This window comes from Caldimonas hydrothermalis, assembly GCF_056746695.1.
In genome coordinates this window covers 1-19000 of the sequence record NZ_JBWQXA010000018.1, presented here as the reverse complement: position 1 = coordinate 19000, position 19000 = coordinate 1, and the positions used below count along the sequence as shown (strand labels likewise).

The 19000-nt window shown below is 61.3% G+C and carries 22 protein-coding genes; 6 read left to right on the top strand and 16 right to left on the bottom strand.

Going from position 1 to position 19000, the window contains the following annotated elements; all coding sequences use genetic code 11:
* The first annotated feature begins 369 nt into the window (after positions 1 to 369).
* The 3 genes from AC1ECW_RS15810 (at position 370) to AC1ECW_RS15800 (ending at position 3747) form a co-directional block, all read left to right on the top strand.
* Positions 370 to 1557 (top strand): DUF5666 domain-containing protein, encoded by a 1188-nt coding sequence (locus tag AC1ECW_RS15810; protein ID WP_481202238.1) that lies wholly within the window; start codon positions 370 to 372, stop codon positions 1555 to 1557.
* A 100-nt stretch (positions 1558 to 1657) separates the two neighbouring features.
* Positions 1658 to 2557: a DUF6502 family protein gene (locus AC1ECW_RS15805; protein WP_481202237.1), complete on the top strand. Its 900-nt coding sequence runs from the start codon at positions 1658 to 1660 to the stop codon at positions 2555 to 2557.
* A complete protein-coding gene (locus AC1ECW_RS15800) occupies positions 2554 to 3747 on the top strand; it encodes a DUF5666 domain-containing protein (RefSeq protein WP_481202236.1) in 1194 nt (397 codons plus the stop codon). The genes AC1ECW_RS15805 and AC1ECW_RS15800 overlap by 4 nt, the downstream gene beginning before the upstream one ends.
* Positions 3748 to 3781: 34 nt before the next feature.
* Here AC1ECW_RS15800 and speE read toward each other — a convergent pair whose 3' ends face one another.
* Positions 3782 to 5035 carry a polyamine aminopropyltransferase gene (gene speE / locus AC1ECW_RS15795; protein ID WP_481202235.1) on the bottom strand — a complete coding sequence of 418 codons (1254 nt, stop codon included), beginning with the start codon at positions 5033 to 5035 and terminating at the stop codon, positions 3782 to 3784.
* Positions 5036 to 5379: 344 nt separating this feature from the next.
* Here speE and AC1ECW_RS15790 point away from each other — a divergent pair, with 344 nt between their 5' ends.
* The gene (locus AC1ECW_RS15790) at positions 5380 to 6066 is read left to right on the top strand and encodes a hypothetical protein (RefSeq protein ID WP_481202234.1); all 687 of its coding nucleotides are present in this window, start codon (positions 5380 to 5382) and stop codon (positions 6064 to 6066) included.
* A 20-nt stretch (positions 6067 to 6086) separates the two neighbouring features.
* Here AC1ECW_RS15790 and ahpF read toward each other — a convergent pair whose 3' ends face one another.
* The 3 genes from ahpF to AC1ECW_RS15775 form a co-directional block, all read right to left on the bottom strand.
* On the bottom strand, positions 6087 to 7661 hold the full coding sequence (ahpF, locus tag AC1ECW_RS15785; RefSeq protein WP_481202233.1) for an alkyl hydroperoxide reductase subunit F: 1575 nt from the start codon (positions 7659 to 7661) through the stop codon (positions 6087 to 6089).
* A 213-nt stretch (positions 7662 to 7874) separates the two neighbouring features.
* Positions 7875 to 8438, bottom strand: a complete 564-nt coding sequence (gene ahpC, locus AC1ECW_RS15780; protein WP_409709193.1) for an alkyl hydroperoxide reductase subunit C — start codon at positions 8436 to 8438, stop codon at positions 7875 to 7877.
* Between the two features lie 430 nt (positions 8439 to 8868).
* Complete coding sequence (locus AC1ECW_RS15775; RefSeq protein ID WP_481202232.1) at positions 8869 to 9711, bottom strand: 3'-5' exonuclease; 843 nt, start codon at positions 9709 to 9711, stop codon at positions 8869 to 8871.
* Positions 9712 to 9766: 55 nt separating this feature from the next.
* Here AC1ECW_RS15775 and AC1ECW_RS15770 point away from each other — a divergent pair, with 55 nt between their 5' ends.
* Both AC1ECW_RS15770 and vapC read left to right on the top strand, forming a co-directional pair.
* The gene (locus AC1ECW_RS15770; RefSeq protein WP_409709190.1) at positions 9767 to 10117 is read left to right on the top strand and encodes a type II toxin-antitoxin system VapB family antitoxin; all 351 of its coding nucleotides are present in this window, start codon (positions 9767 to 9769) and stop codon (positions 10115 to 10117) included.
* Positions 10114 to 10515, top strand: coding sequence for a type II toxin-antitoxin system VapC family toxin (gene vapC / locus AC1ECW_RS15765; protein WP_409709187.1), 402 nt, complete (start codon positions 10114 to 10116; stop codon positions 10513 to 10515). The genes AC1ECW_RS15770 and vapC overlap by 4 nt, the downstream gene beginning before the upstream one ends.
* Positions 10516 to 10526: 11 nt before the next feature.
* Here vapC and AC1ECW_RS15760 read toward each other — a convergent pair whose 3' ends face one another.
* The 12 genes from AC1ECW_RS15760 to AC1ECW_RS15705 all read right to left on the bottom strand — a co-directional run.
* Entirely contained in the window at positions 10527 to 11075 is a 549-nt protein-coding gene (locus AC1ECW_RS15760) for a hypothetical protein (RefSeq protein WP_481202231.1), read from the bottom strand.
* 94 nt (positions 11076 to 11169) lie between these two features.
* On the bottom strand, positions 11170 to 11505 hold the full coding sequence (locus AC1ECW_RS15755; RefSeq protein ID WP_481202230.1) for a hypothetical protein: 336 nt from the start codon (positions 11503 to 11505) through the stop codon (positions 11170 to 11172).
* 78 nt (positions 11506 to 11583) lie between these two features.
* Positions 11584 to 12027: a hypothetical protein gene (locus AC1ECW_RS15750; protein WP_481202229.1), complete on the bottom strand. Its 444-nt coding sequence runs from the start codon at positions 12025 to 12027 to the stop codon at positions 11584 to 11586.
* A 73-nt stretch (positions 12028 to 12100) separates the two neighbouring features.
* Positions 12101 to 12424: a hypothetical protein gene (locus AC1ECW_RS15745; RefSeq protein WP_481202228.1), complete on the bottom strand. Its 324-nt coding sequence runs from the start codon at positions 12422 to 12424 to the stop codon at positions 12101 to 12103.
* Positions 12425 to 12577: 153 nt separating this feature from the next.
* Complete coding sequence (locus tag AC1ECW_RS15740; protein ID WP_481202227.1) at positions 12578 to 13387, bottom strand: hypothetical protein; 810 nt, start codon at positions 13385 to 13387, stop codon at positions 12578 to 12580.
* A 79-nt stretch (positions 13388 to 13466) separates the two neighbouring features.
* Positions 13467 to 14132 carry a hypothetical protein gene (locus tag AC1ECW_RS15735; protein WP_481202226.1) on the bottom strand — a complete coding sequence of 222 codons (666 nt, stop codon included), beginning with the start codon at positions 14130 to 14132 and terminating at the stop codon, positions 13467 to 13469.
* An 82-nt stretch (positions 14133 to 14214) separates the two neighbouring features.
* A complete protein-coding gene (locus AC1ECW_RS15730) occupies positions 14215 to 14706 on the bottom strand; it encodes a GIY-YIG nuclease family protein (protein ID WP_481202225.1) in 492 nt (163 codons plus the stop codon).
* Between the two features lie 105 nt (positions 14707 to 14811).
* Positions 14812 to 15759: an MrcB family domain-containing protein gene (locus AC1ECW_RS15725; RefSeq protein WP_481202224.1), complete on the bottom strand. Its 948-nt coding sequence runs from the start codon at positions 15757 to 15759 to the stop codon at positions 14812 to 14814.
* 660 nt (positions 15760 to 16419) lie between these two features.
* Entirely contained in the window at positions 16420 to 16875 is a 456-nt protein-coding gene (locus tag AC1ECW_RS15720) for a hypothetical protein (protein ID WP_481202223.1), read from the bottom strand.
* 132 nt (positions 16876 to 17007) lie between these two features.
* A complete protein-coding gene (locus AC1ECW_RS15715) occupies positions 17008 to 17643 on the bottom strand; it encodes a hypothetical protein (protein WP_481202222.1) in 636 nt (211 codons plus the stop codon).
* A gap of 34 nt (positions 17644 to 17677) precedes the next feature.
* Positions 17678 to 18232 carry a hypothetical protein gene (locus AC1ECW_RS15710; protein WP_409709184.1) on the bottom strand — a complete coding sequence of 185 codons (555 nt, stop codon included), beginning with the start codon at positions 18230 to 18232 and terminating at the stop codon, positions 17678 to 17680.
* A gap of 189 nt (positions 18233 to 18421) precedes the next feature.
* The coding region (locus AC1ECW_RS15705; RefSeq protein ID WP_481202221.1) for an IS5 family transposase at positions 18422 to 19000 on the bottom strand (579 nt) is incomplete at its 5' end.

Below are 19000 nucleotides of genomic sequence, written 5' to 3'. Positions count from 1 at the left end.
CGGCGGCAGCAGCCTGGCCACCGCCCGGTCCTTGAATGCTTGTCCGTATCGAGCCAACTCGTTCTTCCATCCTCGCCCCCAGGTTCATCGTTCTATCGGGGCGACAACTATTCTGACGCAGGGGGCTTCCCCCCACTGCACACGCCAAGGCGTGGCCCTTGAATCTTCGCCCCCCCGGGGCTCTTGTGCCCCCCACGGGAGCCCGGCCCGGCTTCGGGCGGCCGGGCGCCGGCGGCCAAGACGGTTGCTCAGGCGCAATACCTGCTTACAAAAATCTCTTGAAATGTGCATGTTGCACATTTATGCTGGTCTCCGTAAGACCTGCCCGGGGTGTGCCCGGTTCTTTGATCCACGCTTTCGGAGACTTCCATGCCCATTGCTTCTTCCAAGCGCTGGCTGCCCTTGCTGGGCAGCGCTCTGGTGGCCGTCTCGGCCCTGCTGACTGCCTGCGGTGGCGGCGGCTCGGGCCCGGAGGTGGCGGCCACGTCCTACACCCAAGGCCAGATCACCGGCTACGGCTCCATCGTCGTCAATGGCGTGCGCTTCGATGACCGCAGCGCCGTCGTGCTCGACGATGAGAACCGCGAGGGGCGTCGCGCCGATCTGAAGATCGGCATGTGGGTGGAGATCGAGGGCGACGACGTCGACCGCGATCGTGGCGTGGGCCGCGCACTGCGGGTGCGCTGGGCCAATGAGTTCGTCGGTCCGGTCAGCTCGGTGGACGTGGGCGGCAGCACCTTCGTGCTGTTCGGCCAGACGATCGAAGTGCGGCCCCAGACCCAGTTCGAGGACTTGCCGCAGGGCCTGGCCAGCCTGGCCCCCGGCGCTGTCGTCGAGGTGCACGGCTACTTCAACGCCGCCGCCGGCCGCTACGTGGCCACCCGCGTCGAGGCCGAAGACGATGCCGAGTTCTACAAGCTGCGCGGTATCGTCAGCGCCCTGGACACCACGGCACGCACCTTCCGGCTGGGCTCCGAAACCATCTACTACGGCGAGGTCTCGGACCTGCCCTCCAACCTGGCCGACGGTCTGCGCGTGCGCGTGAAGCTGCGCACCGGGAAGAACACGGCCGACCAGTGGGTGGCCGTGAGCGTCAAGCATGGGGTGCGCCGTCCTTCGCTGGATCGGGTGGAGTCTGAGATTGAAGGCGTGGTGGACACCTGCACCTCGAACACCTCTTTCAGCGTCAACGGCATTCCGGTGGATGCCAGCACCGCCCTTTTCCGCGATGGTTTCGTCACCTGCGGCGACGAGGTGGAAGTCAAAGGCCGGATCGAAGCGGGCGTGATGAAGGCCGCGGTGGTCAAGAAGGAGGACGATGACGACGATGACGAGCGTCATGAACTGCACGGCACGGTCGTCTCGGTGGACACCGCCGCAGAGACCTTCGTGCTGCGCCACGAAGTGCATGGCGACATCACCGTCTCCTATGACCACATCCTGCGCTTCGAGGACGGCACGCTGGCCGATCTGATCCCCGGCGCCAAGGTCGAGGTGCGTGGCCGCTTCATGCTCGGCGGCGTGCTGCAAGCTGTGCGCGTGGAGTTCGAGGACTGATGGCGCGTCGCGGTGGCAAACCGCACGCGGCCCGCCGGGCGGGGTGTCGAAAGGGCGCCCCGCCCATTTGCCGCAGAATCCGGGCAGTCCCCCTGCCGCCATGACCCACGAGCCGCCCTCCAACAACACCCAAGCGCCCGAGCAGCAGGCGCTGTTGGAGGCGCTGTCGGCCGTGCTGGAGCCTCTGGCCCGGCTGGCGGTGGCGCGGGGGGTGCCCTATTCCGCCTTCGAAGAACTGGCCAAGTCGGCCTTCGTGCGGGCCGCCCATGCCGCCCACCCGGACCTGCCGGAACACCGGCGTGTCAGCCGCATCAGCACGACCACCGGCCTGTCGCGCCGGGAGGTCACCCGCATCGTGCAGCCCCCCGAACGACCGGCCCCGCCCCGCTCGCACGCCAGCGAGGTGTTCACCCGCTGGATGACCGACCCCGACTACCGGGACGGGCGCGGCCGCCCGCTCGCGCTGCCACGCCAAGGCCAGGCGCCCAGCTTCGAATCGCTGGCGCATTCGGTCACCCGGGATGTGCATCCGCGCAGCCTGCTCGAAGAACTGGTGCGGCTGGGCATGGCCACGGTGGACGAGGCGCGCGACACCGTGCGCCTGAGTCGCGAGGCCTTCGTGCCCCGCGGCGACACCGCCCGGATGCTGCGCTTCCTGGGCGACAACGTGGGTGACCATCTTTCAGGGGCGGTGGCCAACCTGCTGGGCAGCGGCTCGCAGCATTTCGATCAAGCCCTGTTCGCCGACGGGCTGTCGGACGCCTCGATCCAGGCCTTCCGTGAGCTGGTCCAGACGCAATGGCAGACGCTGCGCCAGGCCATGGTGCCCGCCCTGCAGGCCCTGATCGACGCCGACCGCGACGCCGGCCACGCGGGCGATCACCGCGTGCGCATCGGCCTGTACTCGTACGACGCGGTGCCTCCGCCGGCGAGCCCGCCGGCTCCTGCAACACCCAAGCGCTTGCGCGGCCGTCCGCGCAAGCGCACGGAGGACACATGACATCCCTCACGCAACACACCGGCCCCGGCGGTTCACGTTGGTGGCAAGGTGCGCTGGCCTTGCTGGGCCTGTTGATGCTGCTCAGCTCCTGCGGCGGTGGCGGCGTCGGTGAAGGCGGCACAGGCTCCTTTGCCTCGGGGCCGATTTCGGGCTTCGGCTCGGTGCACGTGGGCGGCATCCGCTTCGACGACAGCAGCATCGAATCGGTAGCCGTGGAGGACGAGGCCAACCCCGTGCCACCGTCGGCGCTGCGGCCGGGCATGGTCGTGGCGATCGACGCCGGGGAGATCCGCACCGATGCCGCCGGCGTGCGGCGCGCGTTGGCGCAGCGCATCGTGCTGGCGGGATCGCTGCGCGGGCCGGTGACCGATGTGCAGTGGTCTGTGCGCCAACTGCGCGTGCTGGGGCTGCCGGTGCGCTTCAATGCAGCCACCGTGTTCGACGACCGGCTGCGCGAGCAGATCCGCGAGTCGGGCCGGATCCTCGACCAGGTGGTGGAGGTCTGGGGTTATGTGGACCGCTCCGGCGCCGTGCCGCAGTTCGTCGCCACCTACATGGCGTCGGCGGCCGCAGCCCCCACGTACAAGGCCCGGGGCTTCGTGCGCGAGGTGGACGACGAGCTCGTGCGGCTCGGCGATCAATGGTTCGATTTCTCCGGCGTGAGCGGCCGCCCTGCGGTGGGCGATTTCGTGTGGCTGCGCGTGCCGCCCGGCAGCGGGATGGCGGCATGGCCGGTGCAGGCCTGGGCCACCATCGACCGTTCCGATTTCACCGAAGGCCGCCGGCTGACGATCGAGGGCTTGGTGACGGCGATGGACGATGCGCGCCACTTTCGCATCGACGGCCTGCCGGTGGTGGCCGAACAGGCCGTCGCCGGCTTGGCCCTGGGCCGCTATGTCGAGGTCGAGGGCACCTGGCGCGCCCGGGCCCTGCGCGCCGACGAGGTCGAGATCAAGGACGATGAAGAGCGCCTCAGCGAGTGGGAAGGCACGGTGTCTCAGCTCGATGCAGTGCTGCGCCAGTTCAGGCTGAGTACCGACGGGGGGCGCAGCGTCCTCGTCACGTACGACGACCGCACCGTGTTCGAAGACGGCAACGTCGGCGATCTGGGCCCGGGCGACCGCGTGGAGGTCAAGGGTGTGCTGCGTGACGGCGTCCTGCAAGCCCGGGAGATCGAGTTCGACGACTGAATCGCGCCCCCACCGCCTGGGGCGGGTGTGGGGCTCAGCCCCTGACCAGGTCGCGGTAGTAGTTGGGCAGCGCAAACAGCGCGCGGTGCACGTCGCCGTTGTAGTAGCGCAGCCCCGCGATGCCGCGCTGGGCCAGGCGGTGCTCGACCTCGGCCGGCTCCAGGGCCGCCGGATCCAGGGTGTCGGAGGCGCAAGCCATGCCCCAGTACGTGCCGTACAGGGGCACATACAGGCCGAAGGGCCGCACGATCGCAAACACGCTTCGCAGCGAGGCGGTGAGCTGGTGCACGCGATCGGGCGTGAAGATCGGCGAGCCGATGTGCAGGGTGACGGCCCCGCCCGACCGCAGCAACTGCTTCACCCGGGCAAAGAACTCGCGGGTGTAGAGCGGTTGGGCGGGGGTGTCGGGATCGGTGAGATCGAGCACCACGAGGTCGAAGCGCTCGCCGTCGGGGCGCGCGGCCTGCTCGGCCACGAAGGCCGCCCCATCGCCGATGCGCAGCACGAGCCGCGGATCGTCCAGCGCCCCCCGGTGAATGGACGGCAGGTGCTTGCGCGCCATGTCCACCACGTCGCCGTCCAGCTCGGCCAGCACCAGCCGTTCCACGCCGGGGTGCTTGAACATCTCCTCGGCCGAGCCGCCGTCACCGCCGCCCACCACCAGCACCGAGCGGGGCTGCGCGTGCGCGATGGCCGCCACGTGCACCATGGGCTCGTGATAGAAGAACTCGTCGCGCTCGGAGGTCATGTAGCGGCCGTCCAGGCGCAGCAGGCGGCCCCATTGCGGCGTCTCGAACACCTCGAGCTGCTGGTGGCGGGTGCGCATCGTCTCGAGGCGGCGCGCCACCTGGAAGCCGAAGGCGCTGTGATCGTTGAGCCACTCCAACAGGAGCTCGTCCGAGTGCGTCTCCGGGTCCTTCGATCCGCGCAAGATGCGGTTGGTGATGCGTTGCGCCGGGGCGAAGGTCGCCATCAGGTCGTTGAGCAGCCGCTCAGCCTTCGAGGAGTTGTCGGTCGAGAAATTGCACACATACACATCCAGCGTGACACCGCTGCGCTCGGGCCAGGTGTGCACGGCCAGGTGCGACTCGGCCAGGAGCACGGCCCCGGTCACGCCCCCGGGCTGGCCCTGCCATTCGGGGAAGGTGTGGTACTTCTCGTCGACGAGCGTGAGCCCGCACGCCTGCACGGCGCGGCGACACGTGTCCGCCAGCGCTGCGGCGTCGATCATCAACGCCACGTCGCACTGGCATCCATAAAGATCAGCGGTAAGGTGCAATCCCTGCATACGACCCCCTTGTCCTCGGCTTCCTCGCCCCGCGCCGCTGACGTGGGGGCCCACGCCGGCACGGAACCCTGGAAAGGTGGCGGTGCCCTTGCGGCACCAAAAAACGTCAGATTTTAACGAATGCAGAGAAAGCGATGCCCATCGGCCCCGCCCCCGGCTGGCACGGGCCCTGATGGCGCTGCACCGCACGCCGGGGGGCCCTGGGCGCTGTCGCGCATGGCAGCGACGGCCGGCCTGTCGCATCTGCTTGCCGCAGGCACATCGTGTTGCAATCCCACGGGCCGATGACGCTACGCTGCAGGGTTCGCTCTTGTGCCGGTTGCATCACCTCTTGCCGATCACCCATGCTGGGACGCCCCAAACCCGTCGTCTTCGACCCTTACGGCCGCCGCCGCTCGCGGCGCTTTCCTCCCTGGCTCGGCTGGCTGCTCTGCGGCGCCGCGCTGGGTGCGGCCGGCGTGCTCTATGTGCAGGCCGAGCACCTGCCCCCGCGCCTGAGCGCCAGCGAATCGCAGGCCCTGCGCCGGGCCCACGACACCGCCGAGGCGCAGCGCCAGCACCTGAGCGCCGAACTGGCCGCAACCACACAACGCCTGCAGATGGCCGAGGCCGAGCGGCAGAAGCTCGCGCTGGACCTCGCCGCGGCACAGGACACCGTGGCCCGTCAGCGCGAAGACCTGCTGGCCCTGGTGGAAGCCCTGCCGCCCGACCCGCGGGGCGGCACGGTGGCCGTACGGGCCGCCCGCTTCAGCGCCGCGCCGGGCCGCCTGGCCTACGATCTCGTGCTCACGCGTGACGGTGGCAGCCGGCCGCTGAACGCCACGCTGCAGTTCGTGGTGGCTGGCGTGGATGCGCGGGGCGTGCAAGCACAGCACCGCCTGGAGGCCCTGCCGGTGGCCCTGAACCGCGTGGACAGCCTGCGCGGGCAGGTGAGCCTGCCCGAAGGCTTCACCGCCCGCCAGGCCACGGTGCGCGTCATCGACCGCAGCGGCGCCCAGTTGCTGGGCATGCGGGTGCTCAATGTGCGCTGACTTCGCCCCCTGCCCGGCGCTCAGGCCGGTGCCGAGGAGCGGATCAGGTGGTCGAAGGCGCTCAGCGCCGCCTTGGCCCCCTCACCGGAGGCGATGATGATCTGCTTGTAGGGCACCGTGGTCGCGTCACCGGCGGCAAAGATGCCCTCGGCGCTGGTGTGGCAGCGCTCGTCGATGAGGATCTCGCCATAGCGGGACAGCTCGATGCCCGAGCCCCGCAGGAACTCAGTATTGGGCACCAGACCGATCTGCACGAACACACCCGCCAGCGCCAGGTGATGTTCGGCGCCGCTCACGCGGTCCTTGAAGGTCAGGCCGTTCACCTTCTGGCCGTCACCGGTGATCTCGGTGGTCTGGGCGTTGGTATGGATCGTCACATTGGGCAGGCTCTTGAGCTTGTTGACCAGCACCGCATCGGCCTTGAGCTGGTCGGCAAACTCGATCAGCGTGACGTGCTGCACCACACCGGCCAGGTCGATGGCCGCCTCGACGCCGGAGTTGCCACCGCCGATCACCGCCACCTTTTTGCCCTTGAACAGCGGGCCGTCGCAGTGCGGGCAGTAGGCCACGCCGCGGGTCTTGTACTGCTCCTCACCCGGCACGTTCACATTGCGCCAGCGCGCCCCGGGCGCCAGGATCACGGTGCGGCTTTTCAGCTCGGCGCCATTGGCCAGACGCACCGTGGCCAGCCCTCCCTTGACGGCCGCAGGCTCCACCGCCTCCACCCGCTGCAGGCTCATCACATCCACGTCGTAGGCCCGCATGTGCTGCTCCAGCGCGGCGGCGAACTTCGGACCCTCGGTATACGGCACGGAAATGAAGTTCTCGATGCCCAGGGTGTCCATCGTCTGACCGCCCAGGCGCTCGGCCACCAGGCCCGTGCGGATGCCCTTGCGGGCGGCATACACCGCCGCCGCCGCGCCAGCCGGGCCGCCGCCGACGATCAGCACGTCGAAGGGGGGCTTGTCCGCCAGCTTGGCGGCCTCTCGTGCGGCCGCGCCGGTGTCGATCTTTGCCAGGATCTCGCCCAGCTCCATGCGGCCCGAAGCAAACGCCTGGCCGTTGAGGAACACCATCGGCACGGCCAGAATCTGCCGGTCCTCGACCTCCTGCTGGAACAGCCCGCCGTCGATCGCCACGTGGCGGATGCGCGGGTTGAGCACGGCCATCAGGTTCAGGGCCTGCACCACGTCCGGGCAGTTGTGGCAGGTCAGACTCATCCAGGTCTCGAAGACCAGGTCGGTCTCGGGCTTCAGCGCCCGGATCTGTTCGATCAGCGCAGCCTCCACCTTGGGCGGATGGCCGCCGGCCTGCAGCAAAGCCAGCACCAGCGAGGTGAACTCGTGGCCCATCGGAATGGCCGCAAAGCGCACCCCCATGTCCTCGCCTGCGCGGGTGATCTGGAAGGCCGGGCGGCGCGTGTCCTGCCCGTCCAGGCGCAGGCGGATCCTGTCGGACAAGCCAGCAATCTCTTCGAGCAACTCGCGCATCTCACCCGACTCGGGACGCTCGTCCAGCGAGGCAATCAGTTCGACCGGGTGCTGCAGGCGCTCCAGATAGGTTTTCAACTGGGCTTGAAGATTGGCGTCGAGCATGGTGACTTCCTTGTGGGGCTATGTCCGCTAGACAACGGACGCGGTCTTGACGACCCCATCGACAGCGCCGCACTCGCAGCCACGGCGCTCTCGAGGGAGCCTGCCCTCGGGAACGAGAACAGACGGGGCGGGCACACACAGGCCGTGCCCGCTCACACGCCAGGCTGACATCACGCCAGCCCGGCCATGCGCATAAATGCGCGTGAATGACGGTTAGATCTTGCCGACCAGATCCAGCGACGGGGTCAGCGTCTTGGCGCCGGCTTGCCACTTGGCCGGGCACACCTGGCCGGGGTTGGCCGCCACATACTGAGCCGCTTGCAGCTTGCGCAGCGTTTCCTTCACGTCACGCGCGATCGCGTTGTCGTGGATCTCGGCGGTCTTGATCACGCCCTCGGGGTTGATGATGAACGTGCCGCGCAGCGCCAGGCCCTCTTCCTCGATGTGCACGCCGAACGCTCGGGTCAGCGTATGCGTCGGGTCGCCCACCAGCGGGAACTTGGCCTTGCCCACGGCCGGGCTGGTCTCATGCCACACCTTGTGCGAGAAGTGCGTGTCGGTCGTCACCACATACACCTCGGCACCCAGCGACTTGAACGTGTCGTAGTGCTCGGCCGCGTCTTCCACCTCGGTCGGGCAGTTGAAGGTGAACGCCGCCGGCATGAAGATCAGCACGGACCACTTGCCCTTGAGCGACTGCTCCGTCACCTCGATGAACTTGCCGTTGTGAAAGGCTTGCGCCTTGAAGGGCTGGACTTGGGTGTTGATCAGCGACATAGAAGCTCCTTGACAGTCAAGATGAGGGTTAACCTGATTGAGGTTCTACCCGAAAGGGAGAACCCGAATCTTAGTTGCAATGCAACATTGAGTGGATGCACTGCATCTATCGTCTTCATTGGAATTGACTATCATGCCGCCGTCACCCGCCAGTGCCGACCGCGCTCCAAAGTTCCTTGGACACGTGCACCGTTGGTTCTGAAAGCAAGGGCAAACCGGACCTTCCTCGCAACTGAGGGATCTTTCGGACCAGTCGGTTGAGAGTGACTTCGCAGCTGGAGCCCTTGCTGTGGTGCTTCAAGAGTAAGCAAACCTCTTGCCAGAACTGCCGCGCGTCATGTGTCATGTGCGGACTCCACCGTGCGACGTTTGCACACCCTAACACCTGAGTTAAGCCGCGCCGCGAAGCGGCGCCGGCTTGGACGAATTGTTAGGCATGGGCCGGTGAAATTAGCACTTCTGAGTCCGAGATGCTTTGAACAACATACTCATGAATAGTTTCAAGCTTTGCGACAACATGCGGATTGTCCCGTTTGGAAAAGCGAAAGCACTCGCCTTGTCCACCGCAGTATCCATTGATGCGAGCATACCCAACAATAAAGTCAAGCCCCTGATGAGTCCATAGCCTGATCTGTGTTCCAGGCTGACACTCTAGAAGAATTTTTTCATTCAGCGAACTGAACAATATATTGTCCGAACTGTTTAGTACAAGGAGCGGATTCCTTGTGGCAAATACAGGCCAGCGTGGAGCAGCCACAACGCGTTGAAGATATGTCTTGGAGCGAGCAGTTTTGCCGGTCCGCTGATTTAGTGCCTGCAGGAGCGCCTCTGCGTCTGACAACGCGTTGTGTACCGCTGGTCTCGAGATGCCGAACCGCTCACATATAGTTTGAAGGCTCATATGGTGAGTATCAAAGAACGGCCGCTGCCTCAGAGTGCATCGCCAATTCCAACTCAGCGCTTCCGGCAGCACTTTAGCCAGCATTCGCGCGTCGAATCGTGCATTGTGGCTTATGACGCACTCGGCGCCGGCCATCGTCTCGAATATGGTGTTTGCATCGAAGCTTTTACCCTTGAGCGTAGAGCTATCAATTCCATGCACAGCCTCCGCGTCGGGCGAGATTAAAACTGAAGGCTCTCGCTCTTGGTAGAGACACGCTTGCGGGTAACCGACGCCGTCAGCACCAAGCTCCGCCACAACAACACCAAAGCTGATCGGTTCATCGTCATCGTCTATGCCAGTCGTTTCGCAATCAACTATAGCTAGCCGCATCTCCGACTCCCAGGCCTAACGCCCGAGGTAAGCGGCGCCGGAAGGAGCGCAGCGAGTGAAGGGCACCGACACTGGCCATGAAGATGCCGAAGGCATGGCCAGTGTTGGCGTCCGCTTGACCGATATGTTAGGCGCAGCAGCCTTGATAGATGCTTGCCCCGGTGGTGCCGAAGCGCTACGATGTGTAGACGTTGCACAATCGGTACACATCATGCGCACGAACATTGAGATTGACGACAAGTTGATGAGCGATGCCCTTCGCCTGACCGGCCTGAAGACCAAGAAGGAGGCCGTCGAGCTTGGCTTACGCACGCTGCTGAGACTGCGCCAGCAGGAAGAGCTGCGACGCTTCCGCGGCAAGCTGCAGTGGGAAGGTGACCTGAACGCCATGAGGACGGACAAGTGATTGTTGTTGACTCCAGCGTGTGGATTGACTTCTTCCGTGGGCAGATGACGCCACAGACCGAGCGCCTGGATTCGCTGTTGAGCAGCGAACCACTGGCGGTTGGAGACTTGATCTTGGCCGAAGTGCTGCAAGGTTTTAGCAGCGAGAAAGACTTCAACCAGGCTAGAAGGCTGATGACCGCCCTGGACGTGATCACGCTGGGCGGGCAAGACATTGCGCTGCAGGCCGCGAGGAATTACCGTGTCCTGAGGGCGCAAGGCGTGACGATACGCAAAACCATTGACACGATCATCGCAACGCGGTGCATTGAGGACGATCTGCCTTTGCTTTACAGCGACCGGGATTTTGATCCGTTCGTTGAGCATCTGGGTTTGCGTTCTGCGATGGTGGAAAACTGAGCGCCTAACGTTCAAGGTGAGGGGCGCGAGCCGCCCCGCGGCGAAGCGTCCCTCTCAACCGCAGTGTTAGCCGTAGCCTCCGCAGTGGTTTGTTGGATGAAGTTGCGAACATTTTCGAGTGCTTTTTTAACAAGAAGAGCCTTCACCGAGATATATAGCGCTTGAAAAGCAAAGCCCCCAAATAGCAAAGCAATGAAGAAACCGGCCAAGTTTGCGTTCTCGGGAGTAGTGATGACATTCTGCGCCCAGAACGGAAACACAATTGCCCAAAAGGTACTTAATAAAAACATAAAGGCATACCCGGATATGCTATCGCAGACAATGGAGCCATCGCGGCAATCGACCCAGCCCAAAAGGCCATTATCTTCACGGAGTCCGTTTGGCGTTTCAAGAAGCGCAATGACCGTCATGCCTTGATCGATTCGCGGCCTTCCTGGAACCTTTACAGAGAAATAACGTTTCCCTGCGGCCTCAAATCCGAAACTTGTGTATGCCATAAGCCCTGTTCCGCTTAAGGCTGCGGGAAACAAGCGATCAAAGGTTAATTTCTGAAAAACCATGACGGCTAACGTGGAGCTAACCGGCGCTGCGCCGCTTTATGGCCCAGCGTCCAGCGACCGAAGGGAGCGAGGTTGAGCGCAGGGTTAGAACGGTTCATTTCTTGAGCAAGTATGCAGCCATGAAGTTTCCACCCACCCCGCCCGACACAAGAAGTATTACGTTTTGCACCATATCAACAACCTCAGCATGCTCGTTGCTCCCGATCATTGACTTGCCAATGATTGCTACAAATACCGATGCAACGATAAAAAACAGCCCACGGGTCAACCCATCGGTTTTCCAGTGAATGAATATTGCCCAAATGGCAAGCCATGCCCAGCACCACAAGGCAGTGGCATCAATTGACGTGAAATATGCCAGCGCAACGGGGCTTAGGGCGAAGATTAGCCAGAACCAAACCATTTTCTTGAAGAGGGGGGAGAGCGTCATAGATGTGAGGGTGAGTTCTAACGTTTGACATGAGCGGCGAACAACGGCTTGCCGTTGTTTGTCCGCTCGATGGAAGGGTTAGGACTCACGGTGCCAATGCAGATACGTGGCCTTGTCCGAGTACCGCATGAGCATTACCTGACCGCTGCAGTGTTGGCATGCTCTTTCAACCGAAAAGACCTCTACAGGCAGCGTGGGACAGCCTGCAAACATGTCGGTTTCTCCGATTCGAGCCAAGTCCAGGCGAATTGTGGCAAAGATCGGTTCAAGTCGGCTGGAACTCAGAGCTTCGATCTTGGCAGAAAGTGGATCGAGAAACTGGTCCACAGAGATTGCATAGGCCCAAAACTCATCAGGCTGTTGCCCGACTGAAAGCGAGAGAGTTCCTGTGCGGACAAAGCCGAATGGGACATGCGGGCACGAGGTATCGATCTCGCGCTGCTCAGCTTGTCTGAAGCGCTCCTCTTCCAAGGGAGCCATAGCCTTGAGAAGGATCTCGGCAAGTCGGTCCTCGGTGCTCATGAGTCCTAACGTTTGGTTAAGGGGCGGGCTTTAGCCCGTCCCAGTAAGCGCAGCGAACGATTTGAACCACTTGTTAGAGGCGGCCTAGGGGTTCGTAAACCACCTCGAACTCTGAGCCTAGCTCTGCTTGTAACTCCACGGACAGTGCTAATGCTTTTTTATCAAAACTAGCATATTCATCCGCGCTCCAAGGGCCGGGGTCAGGCGGATACTCCCAATTCAATGCGGCGTCATGCAACTGTGAAAGGCTATGTAGTTTTTCGCGTGACAGCTCACTAATAGGTAACAGTTCTTCTACAGGGCCTACATCGAACTTCTTTGAAGCTGTCTCGTTACCGCACCATAAAGACCAACCGCCCCATTCAAACATCAACCTGATGCGATAAACGCCTGACATGGATGTGGCCTCTAACGTTTGAGCTGAGGGGCCGACGCCGGGATGGCGCTTGGCCCGCGAAGCGGATGATAAGAACCAGCGCTTCGCGGGCCAAGTGCCAGGCCGGTGGAGGTCCCGCTCCAGCGAAGGGTTAGGCCTCACCCCGCTGCGCTTTCAGAAGACAGTCTTGGTGACCTTCTTCACGCCAGCGAGAAGATCGGCGATCTGCTCGCTTGTTGGGTCGGGTGTTCTGGCGTGATCGCACATGTTCCGAAGATCCGCCAAGTGCTGAATGAAGCGCCACTGGGGAAGATCGATCACCGTTGCAGACTTGAGCAGCTCGTTGAAGTCAGCAATTGTTGGGTTCTTCTTGGAAGCGCTGACGTTGTGGTTCTGGCAGACCGTTGCGAGGTGGCGCTCAAGGACGACGCCTGCTACGGCGCCTGAGGCCCGATAGAACTTGAACTTTGCGAGATGCTCAGCGGCCTCCAACTCGGAGTCCAAGAGGTCTGCCTGCACCAACTGCCGAATGTCAAATAGCGAGGAAGTGAATCGGGCCTCGGCGGCAGTGAGGATAGCCAGTTGTTGCTGAAACTGAGGGATGGCTGCGTCCTTCCCAACAACCTTCTCCTTCTCGTACCCCCGAGTGACATGAAGGCCCTGGAGGTAATCCTCGATCCGATAGTTCTCGTAGGTGATGTCCTTCCGCGACTTGGGTTTCTCGTAGTGACGGGTGAAGTCAGAAAGGCGGTCTGGCAAGAGTTGGCGAACGACGGCAAGTGCCTCGGAGTACCACCGTTGGTAGGTTGAGGAAAACGACGGGAGCTCCTTGATGTACTCGTCGGCCTTGTCCTTCAGTTGCTTTTTTAGAGCCGCCTTCACCTGCTCTGGAAAGCAATCGATCTGCATCGAAAGCTCCAACTGCCCACCCAACTTGATGAGGTGGCTGAGATCGGATTTGAATCGGTCGAGGTTGGACGACATCTGCGTACCCAGTGAGGCCTAACGTGAAGGTCACCGGCGCTGCGCGGCTTTATCGCGCAGCGTCCGGTGGATCGCAAGGTTATGCATCGTCTTTACCGTCTATGAAGAGGTCTCGATCGTTGCTAGCACTGGCAGAGATTTCGAACGCCACTCGCGCTAGGAGGTTGTCTAGAACGCGAGGTGATGCTGAGTCAATTGCTCTATCACCGACAAAGCACATGAAGTGCTCTTTGTAGAAGGCGCTGAGGTTCTTCGGATGCAAGGTGTGGAGGTCTTCGACGCCCTGGCAAGCAGCAACGCTAATTGCGGGAACTACAAAGACTCCGTTTAGGGCGTAGATGAATACGTAGCTGTCCGAGGTGAAGTTCAGCATTGTGCTGCACTGAGCTTGCATTCTCTTCCACTCGCTTGTTGCCAGCGGCTTTCCCGGTTCTTGTCTTTTCGCCTGTGCCAAGAAACCTTTCTTCACAGAGTAACCCGGCAGGTCTAGCGATAGCGCCCCAAGAACATCGGCGCCAAATCTCGACTCTTCAGTGTTCGGGCCGTGATTCGAAAGTATCTTTGCGCTCCAAGAGATTCCGCCTTTGGAAAAACCCGAGAGAGAGTCTTTGATCCTTGTTGCCAAGACAGCGGTAAAAGAAGGTTCGTCGGGAATATTTTTCTCGGCGTATTCCTGTGCCGTCTTCTTCGCAGCAGTACCTACCCGTGTGGCGGCGCTACTAAACGCACTATCGTATTTCTTCATGGCACAGTTCTAAGATGCATAACGTTTGACATGAGGGGTGGCTTGACGGCGCAGCCGGCAAGGCATCCCCTCGATGGAATGGTTAGGCCGCGGGCTTCTTCGCTTTGGTAAGGGCGCGCTTGATCAGCATTACCCGTGGCGCCAAGCATTCCGACGTTCGATTGCCGGTGAACGCGATCTCGTCCGTCGGTAGCTTCGTACCTCGCTTATTGAACAGTACGTGACCGTCCGTCTGGGCGTGCAGAATGAGAGCCTTCTCAAGGATCTTGACCTGAGTCTTTGCGCGCTCGAGAGAGTTCGTCTTGACCGTGCAGTACATGAAGAACCGCTCTCCCTTTGGGGCGTTCTCAATCTCACGCATGAGCGCGAGAGAATTCAAGTGTCCTTTTACGCGCCCGCGTACCGATATCGTCTCGCCGATGTAGATCGGGATCACTTTCCCGCCAAACTTTCTGCCAAAGACATATACGCCAGGCACTGCCGGCAGGTTGTCAATGTCTAGTTCGTAGATCAAGCGAGTGGACTTGCTCTTCTTGAGCGTAATCGGCTGCGACCACGCGGCGCTTATCTGCATACCCTACTCCTCCTCGAATACTGAGGTGCCTATTCTGCGGCCTAACGTTTGACATGAGGGGTGACCGACCGGCGCAGCCGGTTGGGCATCCCCTCGATGGAATGGTTAGACCTCAACCTTGACGACATACTTGGCCCGGAATTCTTCAACTCGATTGACGAACTCACTTCGATGGATCATGCGATGACAGTTCGAGCAGAGCACGCTGAAATCTCGTCTTGGGTCCAGCATAACAGCGTCGCCCGAGAGCTGACTTAACGGGGTGAGGTGGTGCGCCTCAATGAAGTCTTTTCCAATCGCGCCGTATGCTCGCTCGAAGTTGAACCCGCAGGCTTTGCACGTGTGGCCTTGAAGGCGCTTGACCTTAGCGGCCAACTTTCTGTTTCGCTCGATCCGCTTGTGCTCCCTGAGCTTCTTCAGGTTCTCGGCATCAAGCCCCGTTTCGTCGTCCTCTGTGTCAGCGCGCAAGTACAGGGAAGACTCGTTGTCCACCAAGTGGCGATAGAGTCCGATGAAGCGCCGTAGATCAGCATTAAGCGTGTCATCGTTCGGCAGGTGTTCTCTTGCGTAGTAGCAGGCGCACACCGAACCTTGCTGGTAGTCCGCCCCAAGACCACGCTTTGCGCCAAGATCGATCGGGCCGCAGTGCAGCCCTTTGGTTAGTGACCCCAGCCTTGCCTCGAAGTCTTTGGCACGAGTAGCGAGTGCCTTCTTGGTCGCCGCCCCGTACTGCTGCCGAATGGTGGTCACGCCTTGGTTTAGCGAAAGGTAGATGCCAGACAGGTCTGCCCGAATGAGGTACACAAGGTAGTAGCCTTGTTGAGCGGATTCAGTTACCAGTCGGTCAAGGATCGCGATCCACGGAACATCGGCCCAGTTCCCTTTGCCCGGACTTCCGTCCACCTCGTATCGGTCAGGATCGCCGACCACCGAGGCAATCTCTCTCGGAATGTCACTGCGCAGCATCTCTGCCAGTGCGTTCTTGGCGAAGTCTTCGGACCTCGCTCGCGTGTACTCCTCAAGTAGGAGGCTAAGTGCCGCGTTGATACTCATTGGCGCCTTGAGGTCTAACGTGCTAGCTAACCGGCGCGCCGCTTGTCGGCGCGTCCGGGTTGAGCGGCGTGTTAGGCCGCTTGCGGTTAGAAAGATAGCTGAGCAACAAACCTACAAGGCCTCCGAAAACGAGAACCAGAATACCGCTGGGAGACAAAACCATGAGGGCCCCGAAAGCGGCGACAAACGAACTTGCCGAGCCTGGCGCGATGAGAATTGCAACAAGCGAGGAAGTGGCAAGAGCCGTGAGGATTGTGATGGCAACACCGTAAAGCGTTGCAACGGCTTTGGAACGTCCCACTAGAAAACGTTGGCCCGCTGCCGCCAATAACGCAGCAATACCACTAGCGGGAAGGCCCAAGAATAAACCCATTGCAGTGGCATATTCGGGTCCCGTGCCACGGAGCACCCACAGAACACCTAGCACGGCGGCTAGGCCGAACACTAGCGCGCAAGAGAGCCGCCTTACGGGAGAGTGCTCGTAAACCTTGCGCTCCGCCTCAGTGGCCCTGACGGTAAGGAAGACAATACCAAGAGGGAGAGCGACAGCAAGCAACAGAACGAAGAGACCAAGCATGGGATGAGGCCTAACGTCGAAGGTGAGGGGCGCGGAGGCAGCAAGCGAAGCTTGCTGGCGTAGCGTCCCTCTCGACCGCAGTGTTAGACCACATGGAGATCAGACAGGATGAGAGCCCAATCATCTGCCGGAACCTCCACTGGGACAAAGACGGTTGTGCCAGTTATGTTCATTGCAGCCGACACGCCACCGGCGCCGACATTTGCGAGAACCGCCCACTTTTGTTTGGCGGTTGTGGCATCAACTTGGCGAGATGGATTGCCAAGTGGGTGAATTGAAAACGGGAGCCGCCAATTTTCTGACCAAATATTGCTTACAACTTTGTTTGGATCGGGCTCGGACACAACAACGAATGGGGTAGTGAAAGAATGGGTTTCGTTGCAGTAAAGGATGCCGAGGGAGCCGACCTTCATTCGTTTTGATTTTGTGATTCTCGCTTTCATATCGGTCGGAGATGTTTCGGCTACGGCCCACATGCGCGCACCAATTCCCGCCCAAATGTTTGTGAGATTTTTCGAGGCAAAGCAGAAGAGTTCCATAGTGCCCTTGTGGTCTAACGTTTGAGCTGAGGCGCGAGCGCCGGTGTGGCGCTTGGCCCGCCGGATGGATGATGAACCACTCCAGGAGGCGGGCCAAGTGCCATGCCGGTGCGAGTCGGCTCCAGCGAAAGGTTAGGCAGCAGGCTTCTTCTCAAGCTGCCGATCAATTGAAGTTGCGAGTTCGTAGGCGATCTGACGAATGCAGTGCAGTTCGAGCTCCATGATTGGCCGTTCCGTCTTTCCGTCGGTCGTCATCCAGCCTGCGCTGTTATGTCTGCTCAAGTGCGCGTAGTCGCTGTCTAGCTGAGGGTCCACATGGGCTCCGCCGTCCTGATTCGCCAAAGCAAGTACCAGATCGCGACGATTGAAGCGAGCGCCTCTGCTGTCTACTACCACTACGTCATTCCACCAATCGGGGAACAGGACGTACTTGTGAGGGCGTCCTGGGCTTGCATCTCCCTTTGGCGCCCAGTAACTTGACCGGCCGTTCTCCATGCGGAGGCCGATCAGTCCGTGGTGACTAAGCAGGTTCTTCGGGTTGTATGGATACGCGGTGTTCAGGAAGCCCATACTCGACTTCATGTGAAGCAAGCCGAGCAAGGATTTGGACTTCTGCGTGTCATGGACGAGGACTCGGATGGTCGTGGCCAGCCTCTTCGCTTCGTCAGTGAAGCCTGCATCGAACGCCTCACTCGATCGACGCAAGAAGCCCAAGCTCTCGCGGAGGTGCGTCAATAGTTCAGCTTTGGTCTGAGTAGTCTTCGACACGTGTCTCTGCTGCCTAACGTGGAGGTCACCGGCGCTACGCGGCTTTATCGCGCAGCGTCCGGTGGACCGCAGGGTTATGCGTACTTGGCCCAGCAATACGCGATATGACATAGGCCAAGACAAAGAACAGCGAATAGATGAAAAGTATTGTCAGCGCCTTGGAAGGAAAGAAATAGTTCTCTTTGTAAGAAGCTAAGGCGGGGTTCATTCCTGCCTGCATGGCTACTTGCTCCATGTACCACACGTAGAGCCAGTGAAAAGCATGCAGCAGGACAGGCCAAAACAAAACCGAATACATCAGCAACCGCTGGTGCCCAAAATAACGAACTGTCAGTCCAGCCAGAGTAGCGACCAATATGGTGTTCGGAATGGCCGACGCGAAGGAAACGAGTGCAAGCATCGCATCGTAGGGAAGCGTTAGAGCAAATGCCTCCGTTGTTGCCTTAAGAACTGACGTTGCGCCCTGCATTAGTGAATTGGTGAGCGCATCTGGTAGCGGCAACATTTGCGCCCAGAGGAGGTAGCCGTACAGCACTCCCAATGCAGTAAAGGCGATTCGACGCAGAATCAGGGCGGTCTTAGTACGCATAACGTGTTATAGGGAGCAAAACTGCTGCATAACACCGTCGGCTGTCTCCCTAAGGAAGGTCTGCACAACACCCGCCGTAGCGTGAGTTGATGCACTCGATTTCGGATGGCGGCGTTTTCAGGCTCGCGAAGTCGGTTTGAAGGCCGATTTCGCCCCGATTCGCGGCCCCCTGGCCGCCTGCAGACGCACTCATCCCCGCATCTCCTTCAGCAACGTGTGCCGCACCATCCACAGGTTGGACAGTGCGAACAGCGTGTGCAACTGCGCCGTGTTCTTGGCCAGGCCCCGGTAACGCACCTTCACGTGCCCGAACTGGCGCTTGATCACCCGGAACGGGTGTTCGACCTTGGCCCGGATACGGGCCTTGGCCTGCTCCAGTTTGTCCAGGATCGCACCCATCGGCGTGCTCTTGTCCAGCGCCCTGCGCTTGCCCGGTCGCATCGCTACGTGCCAGTTGACCTCGATGTCCTGCGTTTCATCGCGCTTGCCGACACCTTGGTAGCCCGCGTCGGCGAACACATCGGTTTCTGCTCCGTGCACCAGTGCGTGCGCCTGCGTCACGTCGTTGACGTTGGCCGCCGTGCCCACCACCGTGTGCACCAGGCCCGAATCCGCATCGACGCCAATGTGCGCCTTCATGCCGAAGTGCCACTGGTTGCCCTTCTTGGTCTGATGCATCTCGGGGTCACGCTCGCCGCTGCTGTTCTTGGTCGAACTCGGCGCAGCGATCAACGTGGCATCGACCACCGTCCCGCTCTTGAGCAGCAG